The sequence below is a fragment of the Paenibacillus agaridevorans genome (genome assembly GCF_003112455.1).
Classification (GTDB): domain Bacteria; phylum Bacillota; class Bacilli; order Paenibacillales; family Paenibacillaceae; genus Pristimantibacillus; species Pristimantibacillus agaridevorans.
Genome location: NZ_BDQX01000315.1, coordinates 24121 through 47149, shown reverse-complemented (window position 1 = coordinate 47149; position 23029 = coordinate 24121). Strand labels below are relative to the sequence as shown.

General features: G+C 47.1%; 17 protein-coding genes. 2 read left to right on the top strand and 15 right to left on the bottom strand.

The genetic code is table 11. The annotated features are described in order from the left end of the window. Positions 1 to 3: 3 nt before the first annotated feature. The 6 genes from PAT3040_RS25235 to PAT3040_RS25210 form a co-directional block, all read right to left on the bottom strand. Complete coding sequence (locus PAT3040_RS25235; protein ID WP_108994848.1) at positions 4 to 1233, bottom strand: Gfo/Idh/MocA family protein; 1230 nt, start codon at positions 1231 to 1233, stop codon at positions 4 to 6. A gap of 18 nt (positions 1234 to 1251) precedes the next feature. Further along, entirely contained in the window at positions 1252 to 2082 is an 831-nt protein-coding gene (locus tag PAT3040_RS25230; protein ID WP_108994847.1) for a carbohydrate ABC transporter permease, read from the bottom strand. Next, positions 2075 to 2956 carry a carbohydrate ABC transporter permease gene (locus tag PAT3040_RS25225; RefSeq protein WP_108994846.1) on the bottom strand — a complete coding sequence of 294 codons (882 nt, stop codon included), beginning with the start codon at positions 2954 to 2956 and terminating at the stop codon, positions 2075 to 2077. Before PAT3040_RS25225 ends, PAT3040_RS25230 begins: the two co-directional genes overlap by 8 nt. Positions 2957 to 3034: 78 nt before the next feature. Next, complete coding sequence (locus PAT3040_RS25220; protein WP_258235148.1) at positions 3035 to 4390, bottom strand: ABC transporter substrate-binding protein; 1356 nt, start codon at positions 4388 to 4390, stop codon at positions 3035 to 3037. Positions 4391 to 4659: 269 nt separating this feature from the next. Further along, complete coding sequence (locus tag PAT3040_RS25215) at positions 4660 to 5700, bottom strand: LacI family DNA-binding transcriptional regulator (RefSeq protein WP_108994845.1); 1041 nt, start codon at positions 5698 to 5700, stop codon at positions 4660 to 4662. Between the two features lie 303 nt (positions 5701 to 6003). Further along, a complete protein-coding gene (locus PAT3040_RS25210) occupies positions 6004 to 10548 on the bottom strand; it encodes an S-layer homology domain-containing protein (RefSeq protein ID WP_108994844.1) in 4545 nt (1514 codons plus the stop codon). A 339-nt stretch (positions 10549 to 10887) separates the two neighbouring features. Here PAT3040_RS25210 and PAT3040_RS25205 point away from each other — a divergent pair, with 339 nt between their 5' ends. Beyond that, positions 10888 to 11769, top strand: coding sequence for an AraC family transcriptional regulator (locus PAT3040_RS25205; RefSeq protein WP_181376825.1), 882 nt, complete (start codon positions 10888 to 10890; stop codon positions 11767 to 11769). 133 nt (positions 11770 to 11902) lie between these two features. Here the strand turns inward: PAT3040_RS25205 and PAT3040_RS25200 are convergent, their stop codons facing one another. The 9 genes from PAT3040_RS25200 to PAT3040_RS25160 all read right to left on the bottom strand — a co-directional run bounded on the left by PAT3040_RS25200 (position 11903) and on the right by PAT3040_RS25160 (position 22254). Then, positions 11903 to 12559: an SGNH/GDSL hydrolase family protein gene (locus PAT3040_RS25200; RefSeq protein WP_108994842.1), complete on the bottom strand. Its 657-nt coding sequence runs from the start codon at positions 12557 to 12559 to the stop codon at positions 11903 to 11905. A 5-nt stretch (positions 12560 to 12564) separates the two neighbouring features. Next, positions 12565 to 13185, bottom strand: coding sequence for an SGNH/GDSL hydrolase family protein (locus tag PAT3040_RS25195; RefSeq protein WP_108994841.1), 621 nt, complete (start codon positions 13183 to 13185; stop codon positions 12565 to 12567). Positions 13186 to 13359: 174 nt separating this feature from the next. Beyond that, positions 13360 to 13923, bottom strand: a complete 564-nt coding sequence (locus tag PAT3040_RS25190) for an SF0329 family protein (RefSeq protein WP_108994840.1) — start codon at positions 13921 to 13923, stop codon at positions 13360 to 13362. 229 nt (positions 13924 to 14152) lie between these two features. Further along, positions 14153 to 15301 carry a galactonate dehydratase gene (gene dgoD / locus PAT3040_RS25185; RefSeq protein ID WP_108994839.1) on the bottom strand — a complete coding sequence of 383 codons (1149 nt, stop codon included), beginning with the start codon at positions 15299 to 15301 and terminating at the stop codon, positions 14153 to 14155. After that, positions 15291 to 18083 (bottom strand): glycoside hydrolase family 2 protein, encoded by a 2793-nt coding sequence (locus PAT3040_RS25180; protein WP_108994838.1) that lies wholly within the window; start codon positions 18081 to 18083, stop codon positions 15291 to 15293. The genes dgoD and PAT3040_RS25180 overlap by 11 nt, the downstream gene beginning before the upstream one ends. A gap of 17 nt (positions 18084 to 18100) precedes the next feature. Beyond that, on the bottom strand, positions 18101 to 18934 hold the full coding sequence (locus PAT3040_RS25175; RefSeq protein ID WP_256975455.1) for a carbohydrate ABC transporter permease: 834 nt from the start codon (positions 18932 to 18934) through the stop codon (positions 18101 to 18103). Between the two features lie 31 nt (positions 18935 to 18965). Then, entirely contained in the window at positions 18966 to 19844 is an 879-nt protein-coding gene (locus tag PAT3040_RS25170; protein ID WP_087565861.1) for a carbohydrate ABC transporter permease, read from the bottom strand. Positions 19845 to 19915: 71 nt separating this feature from the next. After that, positions 19916 to 21211, bottom strand: coding sequence for an extracellular solute-binding protein (locus PAT3040_RS25165; protein WP_108994837.1), 1296 nt, complete (start codon positions 21209 to 21211; stop codon positions 19916 to 19918). A 119-nt stretch (positions 21212 to 21330) separates the two neighbouring features. Beyond that, positions 21331 to 22254 carry an ArsR/SmtB family transcription factor gene (locus PAT3040_RS25160; protein WP_108994836.1) on the bottom strand — a complete coding sequence of 308 codons (924 nt, stop codon included), beginning with the start codon at positions 22252 to 22254 and terminating at the stop codon, positions 21331 to 21333. Between the two features lie 128 nt (positions 22255 to 22382). On the opposite strand from PAT3040_RS25160, the gene PAT3040_RS25155 reads away from it, so the two are divergent. Next, positions 22383 to 23029, top strand: a 647-nt coding sequence (locus PAT3040_RS25155; protein WP_108994835.1) for a bifunctional 4-hydroxy-2-oxoglutarate aldolase/2-dehydro-3-deoxy-phosphogluconate aldolase, incomplete at its 3' end; no start/stop codon positions are given.

Here is a 23029-nt window from a genome sequence, read left to right as displayed (position 1 = left end):
GTCTTAGTGATGCAACAACCGAAAGTCAGGTACCTGCAACAGTTTTCCTTCCGCAATAGAACGGTTCGCCGTCGCTCCGATCAAGCAAGAATACGCTCCCGCCAAACTGTCCGCTTGTTGACCTAGCGGGTCTTCCACACCGCCTGCGAATATCGCCGTGCGCAGCTTGGCATCGCCGCCGCCATGCCCACCCATTTGCGCGGACACCTCAATAAGTTCTGAAGTACCATCCAGCTTATAGTGTTTGATTGTGTCGACACCCACCGCGCTCATATTAGCATCACGATATATATTGCCGACTTCCAGCCTCCCCTTGCTTCCATTAATAGTCGCTCTCCACCCCTCATACGGACTGTAAGCTACCAAGGAATAATTGAGGAATACCCCGTTCTCGTATTGCAAATTGACGCTCATCGTGTCATAAATATCTACACGTTCATCGAACACGCAGCGGTCTCTCCAATAGCCGTCTTCATGCTCGGCTTCTGCGTAATATTTTGTCATGAACGGATCTTGCGTAATATCCTTGTAAAACTCGCAGGTTGCTGTATATTCACACGTCATGCAACGCTCGCCTTTTGGCTGACCTTGATCACCGTATACTTGCCGGGCTCCAAAAGCTTGAAGTTGCTTCGGTCTGCTGTCCACCCACCAGTTGATAATGTCAAAATGATGCGTAGACTTGTGCACCAGCAAGCCGCCGCTGTTCTTCATCTCGGAGTGCCATCTTCTGAAATAATCCGCACCATGATCGCGGTCAAGGAACCACTCCAAATGGACATGATGGACCTCGCCAATCGTCCCGCTCATGATTAATTCTTTTATTTTTGAAAAATAAGGCGCAAACCGCAAATTAAATGTCACCGTTACTTTTTTGCCGCTCTTCCGCTCAGCTTCCAGAATGGCCCGCGTCTTTTCTTCATCAATCGTCATCGGCTTCTCGGACACAACGTCGCACCCGGCTTCAAGCGATTCAATAATATATTGATGATGCGTGTAATCTGTAGTAGCAACCACAACGACATCCGGTTTAACTTCACCAAGCATATGATGGAAATCATTATACACAGGCACCCGACCGCACTCTTCGCTTAATAGTCTCGCACGCGTCTGATTGGTATCAAACACACCTTTAAAATCCACATACTCCTGCAATTCCGTGGCCATCGGCTTTGCGAACATATACAGCGACCTTCCGCCCGCACCGACAATTACATACTTTTTCTTTGTCATGATTGCTCTCTCCTTGTCCTAACCCTTCATACCTGTAGATGCGATTCCTTGCACGAACTGCTTCTGCGCAATAAGATACACAGCTACTACCGGCATTGTCGTAATCACCGCACCAGCCATAAGCAGTGCCTGATTCACATTTTCTGATTTCAAATACAAAATCCCCAGCGGCAGCGTATATAACTCTTTCGATTGCAAATAAATAAGCGGTCCCAGCGTATTATTCCAGGCGCCCATAAAGGTAAATACACCAAGCGCAGCAAGTGCCGGTTTGCATAGCGGCAAATAAATTCTTGCGAAGATGCCTGGAGGACTGCAGCCGTCTATGACCGCTGATTCGTAAAGCTCCTTGGGCAATGACTTGATGTACTGATGCATCAAGAAAATTCCGAACGCACCCGCCAGAAAGCTTGGAATAATAAGCGGAGAATAAGTGTTCAGCATGCCGAACTGTTTCCAGATAAAATAAGTCGGAATCATTGTTACTTGACCCGGGATCATCAAAGTCGCCAACATTATAATGAAAATAGTAGCACGCCCCTTGAACTCGAACATGGCTAATCCGAAAGCCACAACCGAACAGGACAATAATGCTCCTATCATATCCAAAGTTACAATCAAGAAGCTGTTAAACGTGTAACGAGCAAAATTAACTTTATTCCAAACTTCCACAAAATTCCCAAAATCAATAGGATTGGGTATAAGCTGCGGCGGCATCGCTGCCACTGCCCCACTTGTTTTCAACGATGTCGAAACCATCCAGATAAAAGGAAAAAACATAACAAAAGCGCCGACTATTAAAAACATGTAAATGATCATTTTAATCGGTAGGGGTGTCGACTTAGTCATAATGCACCCACCTTTTCTCAAAGTAACGTTGGAACAGCGTCACAACAAGAATAACAAAAAATAATATCCAGGCCATCGCTGATGCAGGACCCATCTTGAATAGTACGAACGAGTCTCGATAAACAACCAGATTTGGCACCACACTCTGTTGCGGAATCCCCGCCTGAATGCCCCCGAATAAACCAAGAAATATATCAAACGCTTGAAATGCAGATATCGTAGATAGAATCACAACCATATAAACCATTGGCGTCACAATCGGGAAGACAATATGAGTAAGCTGCTTCCAGCCGGAGGCGCCGTCAATCTGACCTGCTTCCAGCACTTCCTTCGGAACATTCTGCATGCCCGCCAGAAGTATAATCATCGATTGTCCCACGCCTTTCCACACATTCACAATTGCAATGCTGGCCATAACGACGAGCCATGATTTATTATCAATCCAGTGCACCGGATCAATATTGAACAGTCCAAGAAACCAGTTTATAACACCATATTGATGGTTAAACATCCAGGCCCAAACAACCCCGCCCGCAAGCCACGGCGTCACGACTGGCATGAAATACATGAGTCGAAATAAAGATTTGGCACGAAGCGCCTGGTTCAGCAGGAATGCGATCAAAAAAGCAAATAACGTTTGCAAAGGTACAAAAATAAGCGCAAATGCAAAAACATTTCGCATAGAAATCCAGAATTCATCTTTATTAAACATATTGATCCAGTTCGTTAACCCCGTCCACTTGGGAGCGTTGAACAAATCATACTGCGTGAACGAAATATAGGCGGAGAAAACAACAGGAAATATCAGAAATACAACAACATTAATGACAAATGGCAGAGTAAATATATAGCCCCAGTAATTTTGCTTACGCATGAAAGACCTGCCTTTCTATGCATTGAAAGGTGCTGGTCCCAGCGAGGCCGCACCTTTCAACATGATATGAACGATTAATTATTTATTTTCATCCAATACTTGCTGCACACCCTTATGAGCGGCCGCCAAAGCATCTTCTACACTTTTATTTCCTTGTACAATCGCCTCATTCACCTCTTGCTGAACAAGCAATCTCCACTCTGCCCAGCTAGCGTTCTCATCCAGTGTTACACCGCCCTCGGCTACACCTTCGGTGAAACCTTTCTTATTCAACGGTTTAGTCGTACTGTTGTCAAAAACAGTATAAGCGGATTGTTTTACTGGCAGCGATGAGCCACTTTCAGCTAGAATAGTTTGCGCTTCTTCCCCCAAATAGAACTTCAAGAATTGCCATGCAGCCTCCTTGCTGTCATCCGATGCTCTGGATGAAATTAGCCAGGAATTCGTAACAAACGGCACATAACGTTTGCCATCTACAGCTTTCGGCGCTTTCACTACATCCCAATCCGCATCCGGGAATTTCGAATTCATAGACACTTGCTCACTGTACTGCATCATATACATAGCTGATTTGCCTGTAGCGAACACTTCCAGCGCGCCGCCATTGGCTGTCAAAAAATCGTTATTTGTGAAATAACCATCTTGAATACCTTGGCGCAATTGGCTCAAGCCTTCAAGTGTTTTCGGATCATTTAGCATCGACTTGGTTTTTGTATCGTCAAGAACCATGCCGCCTGCTTGCTTTATCCAAGGGAACCAGCCAGTTGTAATAGAAGCAGTTCCAATAAAACCGAATTGCTTCACATTATTGCCTTCTTTAATCGTCAGCTTCTTCGCCGCTTCTATCAAATCAGCATATGTCCAATCATCTGTCGGCAAATCAACATTGGCCGCTTCGAACACACTCTTATTGTAGGCCAATGCTACGGAGTTGACGCCATGAGGAATCCCCCACACCTTGCCATCAGACGTCTGTGCCGAGAATAGAGCATCGACATAATCTGAAGCATTCAGATCGCGCTCAATGTAAGGTTTCAAATCTTCAGCGACGCCGCGTTTGCCATAGCCAAGAATGGCGGCATTCTCCTGGAACCACACATCAGGCATCGTGTTTCCCGCAATTTGCGTTGCGATCTTGGACGTGAAATCACCCCAAGGAGCATCTTCAATCTTTACCGTAATATGCGGATGAGTTTCTATGAACTTGTCAATAATTTCTTTCTTTGTAACTTCATAACTGCCCGGTAAACCAATCGTCAGTGACAATTGCTTAGGGGGCTTCTCTGACGGCGCAGCAGATTCAGTTCCAGACGAAGGAGCGCTCGATGGCGAAGTAGATGGCGTATTTTTGGAGCCACCGCCGCCAGACGAACAAGCCGTGAAGACCAGAACCAAAGCTAACATCATCATCCATAAACCAGATCTTTTTTTCAAAACATACCAACTCCCTTTTTTGAATTAATTGCTTTTCACTCAAAATCCATTCAGAAATCGTCATAAGCTTAGGAGCACTACGAATACGTTTGGTAATCGATTTCTATAAAAATTATAGCATGAAACCCCTTACAGAGCAATAACTTAATACAATTTTTATGGTTTATCTACAGGTTTTCTTTTGGTATCCGATGATTCACAATAAAATACTGCAATCGAGTACTTTTTGTTGCAGGACTTTAGCGTTTATCGCTATCATCCTCATATTGTTAAGTTAGCTGCATCTGGCACTGTGCAACAGAGCTTCGTTCTAGTAATTCAGGCTGAAGAATAATATCAAACGACGGAACGTCTGCTTCATTCATTTTATCAAGCAACATTTTACAAGCCAGCTTTCCCATCTCATAATCCGGTTGTTTAATTGTTGTCAGCTGCGGATTCATCATCTGGCCAAAGTCGATACCGTCAAAACCCATTACCGATATCTCTTGCGGCACACGAATATTCCGCTCCGACAATTCATTAATGACGCCGAATGCCATCATATCATTACAAGCAAATATCGCCGTTGGCGGCACAGCGCCATCCAGCAGCCTCTTCGTCAAGAGCTTTCCTGTATCAAATTCTGATAGCGGATTGTCAGAAAAAGTTACTTTTGATTCTTCCAACAATGGTTCAAGACCCTCCGCCTTCATAGCCTCCATATAACCTAGCATTATGCTTTTACGACTGGGCCGATCTACCTTCGAAGTCACATAGCCAATCCGTTTATGTCCTTTGGATTGAAGATGCTTCGTCGCCAAGTAACCGCCTTTATGATAATCGAATTCTATCTGGTTGATCTGATCTTCTTCAATCTTCTGGTCAATGGCAATCACATGCACACCTGCTTTGATCATGCTTTTGAGTTGAGACTTGTCGCTGGAGATCGAGGATATCACAAGACCTTTAATTTGTTTTTCCATAATCGTCCGAATATACTCATCTTCCAAAAGCGGATCATGCAGTGAATTACATGCTATTACAGTAAAATCATTTTTCCGGGCAATTTCTTCAATCCCGAATAAGACAGACGAGTAAAACGGGTTCATGATCGAAGGCACAATGACCCCGATTGTCGTGCTCCTGCTCCCCTTCAACTGCCGGCCAAGCAGATTGGGAACATAATTCATCTCCTTCGCAAGAGATAATATTTTCTCGCGCTTTATCTTACTGACCGGATAGCTGCTGTTGCTAAGCACACGCGACACCGTCGCCGATGAGACGTTCGCCGCTTTTGCTATATCATGTATCGTTGTTGGCTTATTCATAATGTCCCTCTCTCGTAATCAATATTGCGTAATGCATGGTGAAACTCGGCTGCCGCTTGTAACAAGGTTGCCATACTATCCCCCTCAACTTCATTGTATGCAATACCACTTGTAAGTTTATTAGATTATAGCAATAGAAATAGTATTAAAGCAATCGTTTTCTATTTTGTTTCTATCGTACTGTCGAACTAAACCTGATTAACAGTTAGAAGATGTTTAGTTTTTTCAATTCAACCAACACAAAAAACGCGTAGACCGTATACAGCGGCTCTACGCGTTAATAAGTTATTATGGTGGCTTTTACTAAGGCACTTCTCTCAGTTCGACATCATCTAGCCAAGCCGGACCATCGACATCTGCTGTTGCTTTGAAGTAAATCCACAATTTCGTCGTGCCTGGCTGAACTGTGATTGGCAGCTCGTATTTTGTCCAGTCGCTGCTTTTGGAAGCTGCGGCCCATGAATATTTCACCGAGACATCATTGGCGCCTGCCTCGCGCACCCCAAGCTCGATCAATCCGGTCTTAGAGTCATTCTTGATCCAGCCAGATAACATATATTTCTTACCGGGTTCTGTATCAATTGTTCGACCTGCTGTTGAACTCATTACATTCCAAGTATTATTAGCATTCGGCAATATCTTGATGGAGGAGTTGCCGCTATGAGACACCGAATGGTCCCAAACCGTATCCGGCCGCAGCAGCCAGCCGTCCAGCGAGCTTGTGTTCGGAATAGAAATTTCAAAGCCCGGATTATAGATTTGATTCGGATCTGTCTTAATTTCCAACGGAATACGCTTGATTACGTTTCCTTCGGCACTAACTTCGATTTGAAGCTCATATATGCCCTCTGTTAATGCAATGCCTTCGGGCACTACAATGTTACCATTTACAATAACGGTCTTCTGTCCCTCCAGATCTGCAGATGGCGGCAACGCTATGCTCAATTGATCGGCTTCACCCGTGTATCCCAATGCTGCATGAACACTCCGGGTGGCATGATTGCTTAGCTCAAGTGTGAACGGATAGATGCCATGAGTATGAAGAGTCATCCTTTCCGGCTTTATCTTGGCAGACAGTAATTCAGAAATTTTTATGTTCTTTATTAGAGTTGTCGTTAATTCATTATCCTTATAAAGATAATTTACTGTAACGTCCACTGCATAGTTACCGGTTAGCGCCGCAGCGGGTATTGGAATCAGCTGAGTAAATACAGTTTCTTTGCCGCTGGCCAATTCATTCCATTCCTTCGTTTCCGGCTGAACGCCGTCAAGAGAAGACGTAATCGTAACTGTTATGTTGCCAAACGAATCCTGACTATGATTTTGCAAACGGACCGTCAACTCAAGCGTATCGTTTGCCACAATTTGTTCGGCAGAAAGCTCTGCCTCAACACGAAGCACCGCTTGAATGATACGCTGCATGCCATTTTTCAGCTCATTAAACAAATCCTTCAGCTTTGGATTTGTTTCCGCATCCCATTCTCCTGCATGGTCAATTACCCACGCTTCCGCTGCAGTAATCTGATTCAATATCGCTGCTGTATGTGTCAGCGTCTGAGCCATATCTAGCTGTTGCTCTCCTTCTGCAAGCTCCTGCCGCAAGCTGTCTGCATTTTGCTGCAAAGACGCGATCATTTCAGACCAAGCACTATCCTCAATCCATGCAGATGCTTCTTGCAGGCGGTCAGACATATGGGCTGTGCTCATAGAAAATGGAGAAATACGATAAATCACAGCCTGCTCCGATTGTAGTGCGACTTGCAATTGGTTATCACCGCTGCTCCACTGGGTTACAGGCGCCCCGTGCAGCAGCTCGATATAATTGCCTGCCTGCGGCAAAGTAATTTCAGCGGATTGCACATTCTGAGTCGTATTGATCGCTACTGCATATTGCTCTGTTCCTTTCTGCCAAACGCCCCATTGTATAGGACCGTCAATATGCTCGGACAGCTTTGTTCCTTGCATGGCAAGTTCTCCAAAAAGCGGCAGTTCATTCTTAAAATCTTGCAATCCAGCCCATAATTCGGAATCAGGCAGCCTCCAACCCGGATCATTGATCGAGTAGAATGCCAGACCTTTGCTTCCGGCAAGCAGCGCCTGATACCCCATATTGCGCACTTGTGTAATGGTTGGCAGATAGTCCCAGCCCGTGGTCGGCATTAGGAACGTTTGCAGTACTGTCCAAACCGGCTTTATGCCATCAACATCTGCGACCGCCTTGCGAACTCCGTCCCCAACAGCTGAAATAGGTTGATTATTACGGCTGTAATACGGATATACATCCGTAACCAGGATATCTGTTGCCTGGCCAGTCGAGCGATAGGCGTCCAGCTCCGACTCTACCATGTATGCCGGGTGGATCGGATCCAGGCTTCGGATCATTTCATAAGCATCCAACAGCTCTGCCTGGTTAATTCCGTTCAATTTCGGTTCATCCATAATCATGTAGCCTAGTACAGCCGGATGATCTTTAAACTTGGTCACAATCTCTATGTTTCTTTCCATATTTTCTTTAACCTGCATGCCCTCATATAACGTAACTAGCATCTTCAAATTATTAGCATGCGCAGCATCAAGCATCTTCTTTAGAGCGTCGTCGGTCAATCCGTTCACTCCTTGAACGGTATTTACGCCAATTTGCTGCAGCAGCGGATAGTCCGGAACGTTGGCGTGATATGCGATAACCGGAAAAAACGGTTCTCCATCGACCATGAGTGGTCCGCTTGTCGGCAGGGATTGAGGACGCTCCAAACGTTGCAGCTTCTTCTCCTGGCGCTCCAGCAAAGTGCCCGACACGCTTCTGATTTCAGCCGATAAGACATAAGACTTATTCAGTGTCATTACGGAAGGATCGAATGCCGCACTCCACTCTGAAGCAGCTGCAGCATTTTTCGAGAAGAGCACCTTCCCTCCATCCGGATCCGTAAGTTTCACGTCCAATGTTTTTCCGCTCATGCTCCCATCCCGAGGGGTGAATCTAATCCGAATTTGTCCAGCTGTCAGATCTTTGTAATAGTAATTCTGGTTAGGCAGAAGCTCTACCTGAGGTAAATCCTTTATTTTCTTCACAGAAGCATCATCAAAGTATACCTTGCCGATTCCGTACAATCTGAGAAATACTGCTACATACTTTGAACCTGGCGGCGCAACAACCTCTGTTGTCATTTCGTGCCACTGGCCATCCATTTCAGATGCTAACGCCCTGTGATTATAGTTTTGAAGCAAGGTTTCGTCCGTCATAAATTCTGAGGAATAAAACTCGATTTTAAATCCTACCTGTCCGGTTGCTCCAGCCGATTTGAACCAGGAATGAAGCTCGTAAGTTGCTCCTTCATCCACCGCAAACATTTGGTTAACCCATGGATTATTGGCTTTGGCTGTTTCAATAACTACTCCGTAGCTGCCTGTTTTTGCAGCTTCACTTGCAGCGCTGATGCCTTCATTCCACTTATTCCCTATAACTCCCCAATGTAGCGGTACTCCTTCGGCATCGAGCTGCTCGAATCCGCCATTTTGAACGAGCTCGATTCCTATATTGGAACCTGGACCTGGAGTTGGGCTTGGTCCTGGCGTCACTGCAGAGCCTCCTCCATTGCCAGCTATAACAGGAACCGTTCCAGCACCCTCTACAAATTCCGGCCTTTGTTCAAAGGTTGTGCCGCGTCCATTTTCGTTAATAATGGCCCTTTTTATGCGAATCTTCCCTGTTACAGCAATAACTTGATCCGCCGTCAATTTCTCAATCGAGGATCGGGCTTCGCCATGCGCACGGCTTATGCCTGCCGTTTTATCGATAATGAGCTCCTGAATAAAGCCATTCGGGATGTCCAATACAACAGAAGACTGGATAATTAGAATAGCTATCCGCGTATTATTGTCAAGAACAGCGCGTAGCTGACCTGATTTTTTGGCGATAATTACTTTTTGCAAATTGGATTGAACCAAATAAACGCTTTCCGCACCCCCGCCATTCATAACAGTTGTGCCATCTACCGTCACTTTCTTCAGTGTAACGTCGCCTTCGCCAATTCCTTCGGCCAGCTCCAAATTACCCTTGATGTGGAGATTTCGGAGCGTTACGCCCGGTACTTCAATGACTACATTCCCATTAACGACTTCCACTTCGGTGTCGGTACCCGGACCGAATGTTCCAGGCTTACTATATGAACGATCCTGCTGTCCAGTCTGTTGATTGAACTGCACCGTACGATCCAAAAGCACAATTGCCTCTGCCCTTGTCAGAGTTTTCTTGGGCATAAATGCTCCTGCTTGATTGCCCTGCATAATTTTCGCAGCAGCTACAGCTTTAACGGCACCGATACTCCAGTTGGCAATGTTTGCGGCGTCAATAAAGCCTGCAGCGCCCGGCAAATTTGCTGACGTATCAAACTGCATTAGGCGAGATATCATAACAGCCGCCTCTTCCCGGCTTAGCGGACTATTTGCGCCCACCGTTCCATCAGAAAATCCGACAATATAGCCTGCATGAACAGCTTTTGAGATCTCTGGATATACCCAGCTTCCCGCAGCAACATCTTGAAAGCTGATTTCAGCCATTGCTTCAAACTGAAACGCCCGATTAACCAAAGTAATGAATTCGCCGCGATTAATCGGCTGATCGGGTCTGAATGTACCATCTGTATAGCCAGAAGCCAGCTTCTGTTCCAACCATGACGCAACGGATTCCTCGGCCCAATGACCTTGAATATCTTGAAACGCATTTTTCCCTTGCCCAGCTTTAACAGTATTGTCTGCAGCTGTGCCTATAGATGTACTAAATAGCGATACAATCAATCCTACTATGATTATTAACGCCAAATGACGGCTATAATGACGAAAGCCTCTCATATGCAACCTCCCGAATTATAGTTGTTAGCCTTTCAAGCCTGTTGAAGCAATTCCTTGGATGAACTGCTTCTGCGCAATCTAATAGACCAGCACCACAGGAATCATGATGATTGTCGCACCCGACTACTAAAAACTAACGTCCAAATTTGTGTTTTCCCCCTTGTATAGAAATCGTTTTCTATTGTTATCTTATTACAATAATAGCAACAAAAATTAAAGGTCGTCTATGGAAGCGCTTGCTAACATTTTGTATATTCTTGCTCATCTTCACATTTTTCAAGAAATTCAAGTATAATAAAATCCATCTGGTAAAGCGGTTACATGAAGGGAGTTTTTATAATGACAACTCAAAGACAAATTGTTGATTATAAACAGCGGTTTCCATTCAGGATTTCAAATGTTGGAAGAAATGCAATGGTCGATCATTACCTCGTACTCCCGCACTGGCATGAACATTTGGAATTAATCAAAATCGTTAAAGGCACCGTACAAGTTAAAGTCGATGATCAAACATACATCGGTGAAGAAGGAGATGTTTTTTTCTTCAATAGTTGTCAGATTCACTCCGTTTCTGTACTGAATAATGATATAGAGTCAAGAATTCATGGTATGATCTTCGATCGAATTTTATTGTATCGCGCTATGGCAAACCAAGAGACCGAGCAATGGATTTCATCACTTTTGGGACATAGAACGATAAGAAATCAATATACGCCTGCTCATGAGCTCTGGCCAAAATTAAATGAAGGATTCAATACCGTCATTGAAGAAAATACGACGAAGTCTATCGGATATGAATTAATTATTATTTCTGAAATTTATTCGTTAATCATGTCGATTCTACGCATATACGCCAGTGAAATAAGCTCGGACGTAAATCCAAGCCGGTACATTGAACGATATTCAAAACTAAAGCCTGCGCTCGATTACATTGAGGAAAATTATGCAAATAAAATAAGCTTGGAGGAAATTAGCAGTCAGTCCAACATGAGTCCGTATCATTTCACACGTGAATTCAAGAAGCTATTCGGAATGACTCCGATGCAGATGGTTACAGATGTCCGTCTACACCGTGCCAAACGATTATTGTTGGATTTAAATACGAGCATTACAGAGGTTTCCAGCTTGGCGGGGTTTTATGATGTAGGTCATTTCAGTAAAGTGTTTAAACAAAAAAATGGATGCTCACCGTTACAATTCCGAAAAGGATTTAATCAATAACAATATTAAATTCTACAAGCCACATCCTTTCCGTGGCAACAACCAAACGGCAGTTAATTGCCACTTATCCATAAATAATCATGGTCTGCTGTTCATCGCCAGCATTGGAAACACGCAATATGAAGGTATTCCCTTAGCCTTGCCAAGAGTAACCTAAAGCTTGAAGCCATGCACGGGCAATAATCATATGACCGATTTGTGTAGGATGCACCCGATCCGAGGCGATTTCCAACGAATAATGGTGCTCCAAATATTGATCGAAGGCCTGCTGCACATCAACCAATATTGCATTATGACGCTGAGCGACCCTCTTGGCCGCTTTTCCATAGTTGTCCGTCATCTCGCGAAGTCGATCGCTGCTATTTTGTTCTATAAAGAATGGCGTCATTAGGATCACGCCTTCCACCTTGCTTTGTTTGGCGGAGGTAATCAATTCATCCAGGGTATTTTCATACTCTTCTACTGAGATATGCATCTCGCGCAAGTGGCGGCGATTGAAATATCGCATAACATCGTTAATCCCAATCATAACGGACAGCCAATTCGGAGATAAATTCAATACGTCGGTTTGCCAGCGCTGCTTTAACTCACGAACAGTATTACCGCTCACCCCCATGTTGACGATACGGATTTCATGCAAGGGATATGTAGCTTCTATTAATGCATTAATAAGGGAAACATAACCATGACCCAAAGTGTCGCCTTTGCCTTCGCCTATCGGTCTTGCTCTATCGCAATCCGTAATCGAATCACCAATCATTACGAGCTTGGAACGTTGAGGGATAATCATAGTGGTTAATCTCCTTCTTTTAAATGCGAGTCTAGAAAACCGGCAATATATGCCGCTTGAAGCCGTCTGACTTCTTCCGTGAAATGCACATGATCGTTATAAGCAGATTCACCGAAGATGCGCGAGAACCGATATAAATCCAGGATGGGTACATCGCGTTGTCCAAAAACCTGATCGGCAATTTCGTTGTAAGCAACTACATCCCGGTGGTACCGGAAAAAAAGCTGGCTCCGCTCATTATGAATCCGGTCCACTACATCCGTCGTTCGGACCCATACGGTTTCCTTCGCCATTCTGCTTGTTAAAGCAAGTATCTCTTCCAGATTCGTTCGATACTGTTCAGCCGTTATTTGGATGGAGTGAGTACTCATATCCGTCTTGATATCATGCAGCCCGCAATTGAGTAACAATAGATCATAACGAGCCCCCTTCTCATCTTCCTTCTGCAAATATTCCAGAACCAGCGAGCTGTCTCCCCCGTTCGCACCTGCCGGTCGATCCAGATCAGCAAGCGCTTCTTGTTCGCCTCTTTTGCGGTCATAGCGATAAGCGCCTTCAACCATCCTTTTTAAATGAGGACCATACTGAATGGATATACTGTCCCCAATAACAAATAAAGATCGCATGTAAAACCCCTTTCTATTTTTCGTTATTACGTCAGTAAATATTGCTACGATGCCTATTGATAAAAGTATAGCTTAGAAAAGACAAGGGAAGTAATCGATTTCTCAAATAGATTATCACAAAACGCTTTCTTTTACACACTTTTTTTCGAGACCTGTCCATTATTGCGAAACACATCAATTGAGCCGCAGCTCATAAAAAAACTGTACAATGGGATGCTTTGACTTCATATTCTCAGCTATGTTTAGTAATCGTTTTTTTCCTACGCGTCTGTCCACCAAAGCTAGAACATTTAACAAGATATCATTGCTCTCCATGCTTTCTTCTATAGGGCTGGACAAAAATTGATTGGCGACAACGACAAAGTTGGATTTGCTTAATGCCGACTGCGCCGACAGAAGATCCTTGGCGTATTCCGTCATTTTTCTATTTCTCGCAATGACGATCAGGCGATCCTCCGGAACGGCCCCTTTGGTCTCTTTTCTGATTGCTTCGATTTCCTCATGGTTAACAGGGATTTGGATATCCGGATCATTTTTAATTTCAAGCTCCGTCTTATACCATCTGATCAAGCTCGTTGCATCCGTCATATTAAATACATTCTTTTTATCGACTGCAATATAACAAAGCCCTGCTTTGTCAGGTAAATAACGGTAGCTGGTCGAACGGTATTCTACCCTTCCGCTTAACGCAGGACTAAGAAAACTATCCAGATTTTGTTTCAATTTGCTCCAGGACATATGCTCCTCCTTGTTCTACATGCAATACTCTACAGATAGGTCGCACTTTCACTTTACCAAACAAAGCGGTTTTTTACTATTTTGCAATGTAGTCGTCAACAGAAAAAGCGTCCGCTTACTGATAGAATCAGTAGCGAACGCTTCCGTCCGTGCGATTGCTGCAAACCGCAGCGTTATTGGACATACCTATCAAGATGTACATGCCGGCACAGCTCTGCCGGCGAACAGTTTACCACTCCGCCACAGTGCCGTCCGCATTGCGCCATAACGGATTTTTCCAGTCATGGCCAATCTGGGCCATCTCTCTTACCTTCTCTTCATTCACTTCAATTCCGAGTCCCGGGCCTTGCGGTATCTTAACAAAACCGTTTTCGTATCCGAACACTTTCGGGTCTTTCAAATAGTCGAGCAGATCGCTTCCCTGGTTATAATGGATACCCAGGCTCTGTTCCTGGATAAAAGCATTCGGGGAACATGCGTCGACATGCAGGCAAGCAGCCAACGCAATCGGTCCGAGCGGACAATGCGGCGCGAGAGCAACGTCGTATGCTTCAGCCATCGCTGCAATTTTGCGAGTCTCCAGAATTCCTCCGGCATGGGAAACATCCGGCTGGATAATATCGACGATCCCTTGCTGCAGCAGCTCCTTGAAGCCCCAACGCGTATACATGCGCTCGCCTGTCGCAATGGGAGCGGAGGTGTATCTGGCAATCTCCTTCAGCGCTTCGTTGTTCTCGGGCAACACCGGCTCCTCGATAAACATCGGACGCAGAGGTTCCAGCTCCTTGGCGAGAATTTTCGCCATCGCTTTGTGCACGCGACCATGGAAGTCGATGCCTATGCCGAATTGCGGGCCGCCTACTTCGCGGACCGTATATAAGCGATCCAGAACCGCCTGCACTTTGTCGAAGGAATCGATGTAATGCAATTCTTCCGTGCCGTTCATCTTTACAGCGGTGAAACCTGCATCAATCTGCTTCTGGGCCGCTTCTCTAACATCGCTTGGGCGGTCTCCCCCAATCCAGTTGTAGACGCGGATGCTGTCCCGGCAGGAACCGCCGAGCAGATCGTACACCGGAGCATTGTAAAATTTGCCCTTGATATCCCACAAGGCTTGCTCGATGCCCGAGATGGCGCTCGTAAGGATAGGTCCTCCGCGATAGAAGCCGCCCCTGTACATGACTTGCCACAGATCTTCAATCCGCATGGGATCCTGTCCGATCAGATAGGAGCTGAGTTCTTCGACGGCAGCGCGAACCGTATCCGCACGACCTTCGACGACCGGCTCGCCCCAACCGACGAGTCCGTCATCCGTTGTCATCTTGAGGAAGAGCCAACGAGGAGGAACTTTAAATAATTCGATCGATTTAATTTTCATCAGGAGTCCCATCCTTTGCAATATGAAGTAGACGATTGACAATCATTGTAGCCATCGGCTCATGTCCATAACGTTCGATCAACTTCCAGGTCACGACCGTCACATATCCTTTGCCAAGCGGATGGCGTACGATCGAACCTCCGTTTTGTCCGAGCCATCCCTGGAAGTAGCCGGATATAACTTCCCCGGCTTCCGCGGTGCCCGGATTGCCAAACATATTAACCGTCCGTTTTACGCCTACCTTCTTGTAATCGCCGAACGGCAGTACGTAGTCCGGATACAAACCTTCCAGCTCCCAGCCCATCTCGGGCAGCAGCGGCAGTCCATCGAAGCAACGGGAATCCACGTAATTCATGGAGGATGCTCTCGGCCAGCTCTCGCCGGGAGCGAGCTGCCTGAAGGTAAACGGGCCAGACGCCTTAAGGCCGTCTCCCTTCTCGGCAAGGAACAGCACGCTGCCGCCCTGGCGCGCAAAGCTCTCCGCTTCCTTGTCCAGGCAGTCCGTTACCATAACAGCCTCGTTCGTTAGGGTACCGGCCGTATGCCAACGGTTGGCTTCCAACGCTGCCTGGAAACCCGCATTTAACCCGTGAATCGCCACGGCAGACTCCCGATCGGCGTTTACTAGCTGCTTCGGAGTGAAGGTCAGTTCGTATTCGTTGCGAGCCACGCAGGCTCCTTCGACGATCCATTCCAGCACCAGACGCTCTGCCAGTACCTCCTTGCTCTCTGGCACGGTAAACGTAATCGCGCCGGGAAGCTGCTTCCATACGTCGTCGATCTCTACTTGCACCGTGCCTTGCATAGCGCTGTTCGCCAGAGACCACTTGACCTCTCCGGACATCCGTCTTCCGTCGTCATTAGTCAGCACCAGCTCCCAGGAGACTTGTTCGCCCGACCATAGATTCGCACGCTCCACCTCGGCAAATACGCAACAGGCGCCATTGAAGTCGATCAGGCGATCGAAACCTTCCTTAGGCTGACGCAGGAAATCCAGCCATCCGTTCGTTTCCCACTCGATGTCGGTAAATTCGGTGACAACGTAGCCGCCGATGGCAGGACGCTTCCGCATCTCCTCGATTAACGACTTGACCGCGCGGAACATGCGGCGCTGCGAATGAACGGCTAATGTTTCGAAATCGCCGAAGGCGCTTGCCAAGCCGAACTTGTCCATATTATCCAGAGCCGTCGTAGGTTTCTTATAGTCGTCCTGATGGGTCTCTTCGCCCTGATTGATAAACCACCAAGGCTCGTTGCCGTCATAAAAGTCTTTCAAACGCTCCACGCTCGGCAGTCCCCAGACGCCGAATTCGGATACAATGATCGGCTCCCCCTGGGATCGATACGGCGCTACAAAGTTTTTATCCGGGTTGCCGATCAACAGCTCATCCAGATCCTCTCTCCACTCATCCAACTGCTCGGGGCAGGCAAAGTAGCGGTGATGATCATTGATGTCCGTCTTGATATGCGTCCATCCGCTGTTATCGCAGATCAGGCGGGTAGGATCCCATTCCTTCAGCCAATCGTAAAGCTCCGCGACATGCTGCTGCTTCTCGGGATCAAATTCCAGATCCCACTCAAGACCCCATTCTTCGTTATAAATGGACCATATAATAATGGAAGGATGATTGTAATCCCGTTTGAGCATCGCTTCGATCTCCGACACAAATCGGGTTCTCGCCGCTTCGGTCCACTTTACAAAGTTCGGCGGCTCCGCCCAAACGAGCATGCCTAGTCGATCCGCCCAATACAAGTACTCCGGGATTTCTACTTTGATATGTTTGCGCAACAAATTGAAGCCCATCTGCTTGGCCAGCTCAATCTCCTTGACTATCTCATCAACGGAACCCGCCGTGTAGATGGAATCGGGATAAAAAGCTTGATCCAGCGCCCCCCGAATATAGACAGGTTGGTTATTGACATAAATGCGGCCGTCTCTTTGCTCAACCTTGCGCATGCCGAAAATCGCAACAAACCGGTCAATGACGCCGTTCGCATCCGATAAACAAACTTCGATCTCGTATAAATGCGGCGCTTCCGTCGACCAAAGGAGCATCCCGGGAACCGGCTTGTCCCAATTCACTTGAATCGACCGATTAAGCCCCTCGGAGCGGATCTCGCCAAGCTCGCCCAATTCGCCACTATAGCTGGCCGCCTCGAATGTGTTCTCTTCGCCCAGCGCATGAGGGCGAATCGTATAGTCAAGCTTCAAGTCATGCCCGCCGCCGACAAGCAGCTCTGCCCGCAGTCCCAGCTTCATGCCGTCCAGATCAGGCGTGACCAACACGCTTTCTACGTAGGAGGATGCTCGCTCTTCTACCTTTACCGACTGCCATATTCCGCTCACCCGGGTATACCAGCTGCCTTGCTTGCCAATCGGAATCTCCGCATTATCCTTCGGATCGAATACGCTCAAAACGACCTGATTTTCCTCTTGCATCAACTCGGCAGGAATGGAGAGCTCGAACGGCGTAAAGCCACCTTCGTGTTCGCCGATATAGGCTCCGTTCCACCATACCGCGCAGCGGTAGTCTACCGCGTCAAAGCAGATGCAATGCTGCTTGCCGCTGTCGCGGCCGGGCAAGCTGATCGTCTTGCGATACCAGGCCACGCCGTGGTAGCCGACCAGCTCTCCGCCTTCCCGCTGCCAGATATGAGGAACGGTTACCTTCCTCGCCTCGTTCCATGGCTGTTCATTGTTGTACCAGCTTTCCCTCTCTCCCGCTTGAAGCGGATCGATCAGGAATTGCCATTCTCCATCCAAACTCCAACTTTGTCTCATTTCTCTCTCTCCTCGCCTTACTTAATTCCGGTCATCGTGATGCCCTTAATGATGTGCTTCTGGAATAGAATAAACGCAAGGATAGCCGGCAGGCTGGCAAGCACATTGGCTGCCATCGGTATAATTAATTCCGCCGTATAAGCGCTTTGGAATGTAGGAATTCCAACAGGCAGCGTCATCATCTTCTCTTCCGTTACAGCCAGGAACGGCCACAGGTAATTGTTCCAGGAGGTGACAAAAGTAAATATCGCCAAGGCCGCCATGGAGGATCGGGACAGCGGGAGGAATAAGCTCCAGTAGATCCGCAGCAGTCCTGCTCCATCGATTTTCGCCGCTTCCACCAGGTCCTTCGGAATTCCGTCATAAAACTGTTTTAGAATAAATACGCCCAAAGGTGCCGCCAAGCTGGGCAGAATTAACGCAGGGTAGGAATTGATAAGATTAAGGTCGACCATAATTTGGAATAGCGGTATGATTTTCGCTTCAATCGGAACCATAAGTCCCATTAGAACCAGCCAGAAAATCAATTGTTTGCCTACAAAACGTATCCGTGACAACGCAAAAGCCGCCAGGGAATTGATCAGCAGCGTAAGCACGGTTACGACAAGAGCGACCAGCGAGCTGTTTAAGGTCCAGCTCCAGACAGATGCATTTCCTAACACGTATTTGTAGTTGTCCAGTGTAAACGGCGCCTTAAACAACTCGCTCATCACCGTAACCGCGCTGCCCGCAGGCTTAACCGCCGTAACGATCATCCACACCAGGGGGGCCAGCCATATGACGGCTAGTCCGAAGCCGAGCACATAGAGGATCAGACGGCCGATGCTCATTCGTCGCAAGCTGTTAGTCATCAGGTATCCCTCCTTCTTCATTCATCTACGGCTAATCTTTATTGGTAAAAAACTTAAACTGAATAACAGCAAACAGGATGGTGACCACAAAGAGAACATAGGACATGGCGGAGGCCGTGCCCATATCGCGTTCGATAAAACCTTTTTCGTATATATATTGCACGAGCGTTCTCGTCGATGTTCCAGGCCCGCCCTTGGTCATCAGATACGTCTGTCCAAAGAGCTTAAATGAAGATATCGTTTGTAAAACCACGGTAAGCAGCATCACATTTTTCAGCGACGGCAGTGTAATGGACACCAATTGTCTCCAGGTTCCCGCACCGTCGATTCTTGCCGCCTCGTACAGATCCTCCGGAATTTCCTGAAGGCCGGCGAGGAACAGAACCATATTAAAGCCTACCGTCCACCATACCGTAGCGATAAGAATGGATATCCATGCAAGCGTCGGCTCATCCAGCCAAAAGATCTCCGACACCACGCCCATTTTGTGAAGAAAGGTATTAAGCAACCCCGTATAAGGTTGTAGAATAAACACCCAAATACTCGAAATAACCGAAATCGACAATACAAAAGGCAAAAAATAGACCGACCTGAGAAAAGTCGTGCCCTTCAGGTTCGCATTCACGATCAAGGCAAGGGTCAGTCCGACAATAATGAGCGTCGGGGTCGAAATCAAAACAAAGTAAAACGTATTCCAGAGCGCTTCCCAAAAATACTTGTCGCGTATCATCTGCGTGTAGTTGGATAAGCCTATAAAAGTGGATTCCATCGAGATCGAGACCTTATGAAAGCTGGTCACAAATCCTCTCACAATCGGATACAGCATGAACATCGAATAGATAATCAAAAAGGGGAGTAGAAACAAGTAACCCGCAATGTTTTCGCCCTTCGATCCCAGTCGTAATTTCATTTCGGCGAGACCTCCTCTCAAAAGCAGAGTGCCTGGATCATCACCCAGACACCCTACTAGTCAACCTTGCATTATTTGGCAAGCAGTTCGTTGATTTCCTTCTCGGCGCGTTCGAGAGTCTCTTCCGGCGTCGCCTGTCCGTTCATCATGACATTCAGATGTTTTTTAAAGATATCTTGTACAGCCGTAATCTTAGGAGAGTTCGGCATATAGCTGACATAATCGGCAATTTCAACATAATCGCTTCTGTATTTCAGCGCCTTGAATTCATCCGAGTTCACAACGGCAGGTTTACTTGGCACATGGCCGGCTTGCGCCCACACGCCTGCGTTGGAAGCGACCCAATCCGCAAATTTCAGCGCCGCTGCCTGTTTCGCGGCATCTTGGCTCTTTTGGATAGGAAGGACGAAGGTATGCGAATCGCCCCATGTCGCTTTCCGGTCGAATAGCTGTGGAATTGGCAGCGCGATAAACTTGAGGTTCTCGTTCTGCTCCATCGATCCTGTCATCCAGCCGCCGTTAAACATAAGCGCGCCCTTGTTGGCCGTAAAGATTTCGCCGCCGTTTTTCGTGTTTTTTGGCCACAGGTCTTCATTTACCATTTGGTTCATGTAGACAAGCGCTTGTTTCCCTTGTTCATTGTTAAATGCAGCCGTCTTGGCATCATCGCTCAAGAGCTTGCCGTTCATCTGGGAATACAATGTCCACCAGATACGCAGCGGAGAGTCGCCGTTCGAAGTTGCAGCTACCGGGAATACGCCTTCCGGCAGTTTGCCTTTAAGATCTTGCAGCGTCTTCATAAATCCTTCTTGTCCGCCTTCAAGCTCCAGCTTGCCTTCAGCGCCTACAAGGCCTGCCTCTTGTACCAATGTCTCGTTGGCATACAGAATCAATGCGTGAGTATCCAGCGGCACGGCATAATTTTTGCCGTCGAGCACAGTCGCGTTCAAGATGTTCTCGCTGTATGTGCTCCAGTCAATGCCGGCTTCTTTGGCAACATCGCCAATCTCATGGATCAAGCCGCCCTCCGTCAACTCCGACAATTTGGAAGCATGTGCGATCGCGATGTCGGGAGCCTGATTCGAGACGATGCTCGTTTGAAGCTTGGTGTAATATTCTTCAGCCTTCAAATTCAGAATTTCCACTTGAATGTCTTCGTGGCTGCTATTGAATTTGGTAACAAGCTCCTTCATAAAGTCTCCGTCCCCGCCGCTAAATGGAGCCCAATATTTAAGCTCCACTGGAGCTGCTGCCGGTGCTTGTGTGGAACCGCCTTCATTTGGGGCTTTTTCAGCCTCTTTGCCGCAACCCGCCAATGTTCCCGCTATCAATACGGAACTCAAAACCAAAGCGCTTAACTTTTTCATACCGATCCCCTCTCAAATGTGCAATATAAAATCTGTATCTTTATTATTACATCATTTATCGTTTTATTTCAAGTATTATTATTATAATAAAGATGGGAAACCCATCCGAGCAAGGAGCATTAGCTCCTTGCTCTCGGGCTGTATTTGATTTTCATCAAAAAATCCTGCTCATAATTGCCGAACTTGCGTCCAAAAATATTGATTCCTCCAACGTTTGCCGCGTTCTTTTTTACGCCTAATCGCACCGAAATATAAGGTTTGTCCAGCATAGCAAGCTCATCGACGGTTACTGGAGAGATCGGCACCCCGTCAATAAAGCTGCCCTCGCCGTTGATTCTCCAGCTCTTTAGCAAGCCGTATTGCGTATTCATCGTCCTCCACCACGAAGGTGTCAGAAACCCGCGTTCGCCGCCGAAATCGCCCGGCGAAGTCCACGTTCCGACCTCAATGCCGTTTACCCAGCAAGTAATATCGGACGGCCAATCCAGCTTATGATAGGGCGCTTCCGAGCACAGCTCAAGCGAAAGCTCAAGCTCCTCAACTTGCGTTCCATACGGGATGCGGTTGGGAAAATGGTATTCGACATAACCCGAACGGAACCATAGCAGCTGCGCGCGCTTGCGCTCCGGCTCATAGAAAGAGCGCGGATCGTCCTGGACCAGCAGGATGCCCTCTTCGCTCAACAAACCGCAGGTAGGCTGTATATCGCAATGAACAAAATCGCCGATCGGAAGCTCGACGATAAAGGAATTCTCCTCCTGCTTTCCCCTGTCCGTCAAATTGATAATAATCCGGTCATACTTTTTGGAATTAACTTTCTGGCTGCCACGTCCCGGCACAATCTCCGTCGAGATGATGCCCGCATCCTCCAGTTTCTTAATGTTAACCGCGGCCGTTGAGAAAGGAAGCTCCATTCGATCGGCTATTTCATTGACATTTAGCGGTCCTTCACTCAAAATCCTCACAATTTCCATCCGGTGCTCATGGGATAATGCTTTGCATATTTCCAATGCTTCTTGCAAGGTAAGCTCTAAAGTTCTCATAAGGACCTTCCTTTATAACAAGTTTTATTATTATAATAGTAACTGTACTGATAAAAGTTCAAAATAGCAAGCGGAGGGGAATCGTAAATCACCCCAACAAAATGATGAACCCTATGGAGGTTAACGCGATGGAAAAAAAGACTGGTCTGGAGCTGCTCGAGCAGACGAAGATTATTGCTATTGTTCGGGGAATACAGAGCAAGGATGCAGAGAATCTCGCCCAGGCGCTGCTGGACGGCGGCATCCGCGTCATGGAGATTACTTTGAACACGCCCGGGGCGGAGGGGATGATTCAGTCGCTTCAAATGAAGTTCGGGGAGCGCATGTATATCGGGGCCGGCACGGTGCTGGATTCGGACGATGCCAAGCGGGCGCTTGACGCCGGGGCGGACTTTTTCGTGACGCCGAATACCGATGAAAGTGTGATCCGATATGCAACGGAGCACGGAAAAGCGATTTTTCCGGGAGCCATGACGCCAACAGAGGTTGTCCGGGCTTGGAAAGCCGGCGCCACGGCGGTTAAAATTTTCCCGGGAGCAAGCTTGGGCCTCGGATACTTTAAGGAATTGATGGGTCCTCTCAACCATATTCCGATGGTAGCGGTTGGCGGCGTTCACGCGGGCAACCTCGGCGAGTTTCTGCGCATCGGCTGTTCCGGCGTTGGCGTTGGCGGTTCATTGGTGAACCTCCAAGCAATCGCATCCGGCCAATGGGATCAAATACGGGACAACGCCAAGCAATTTATCCAAGCTGTCGATGAATCAAAAAACGCCTA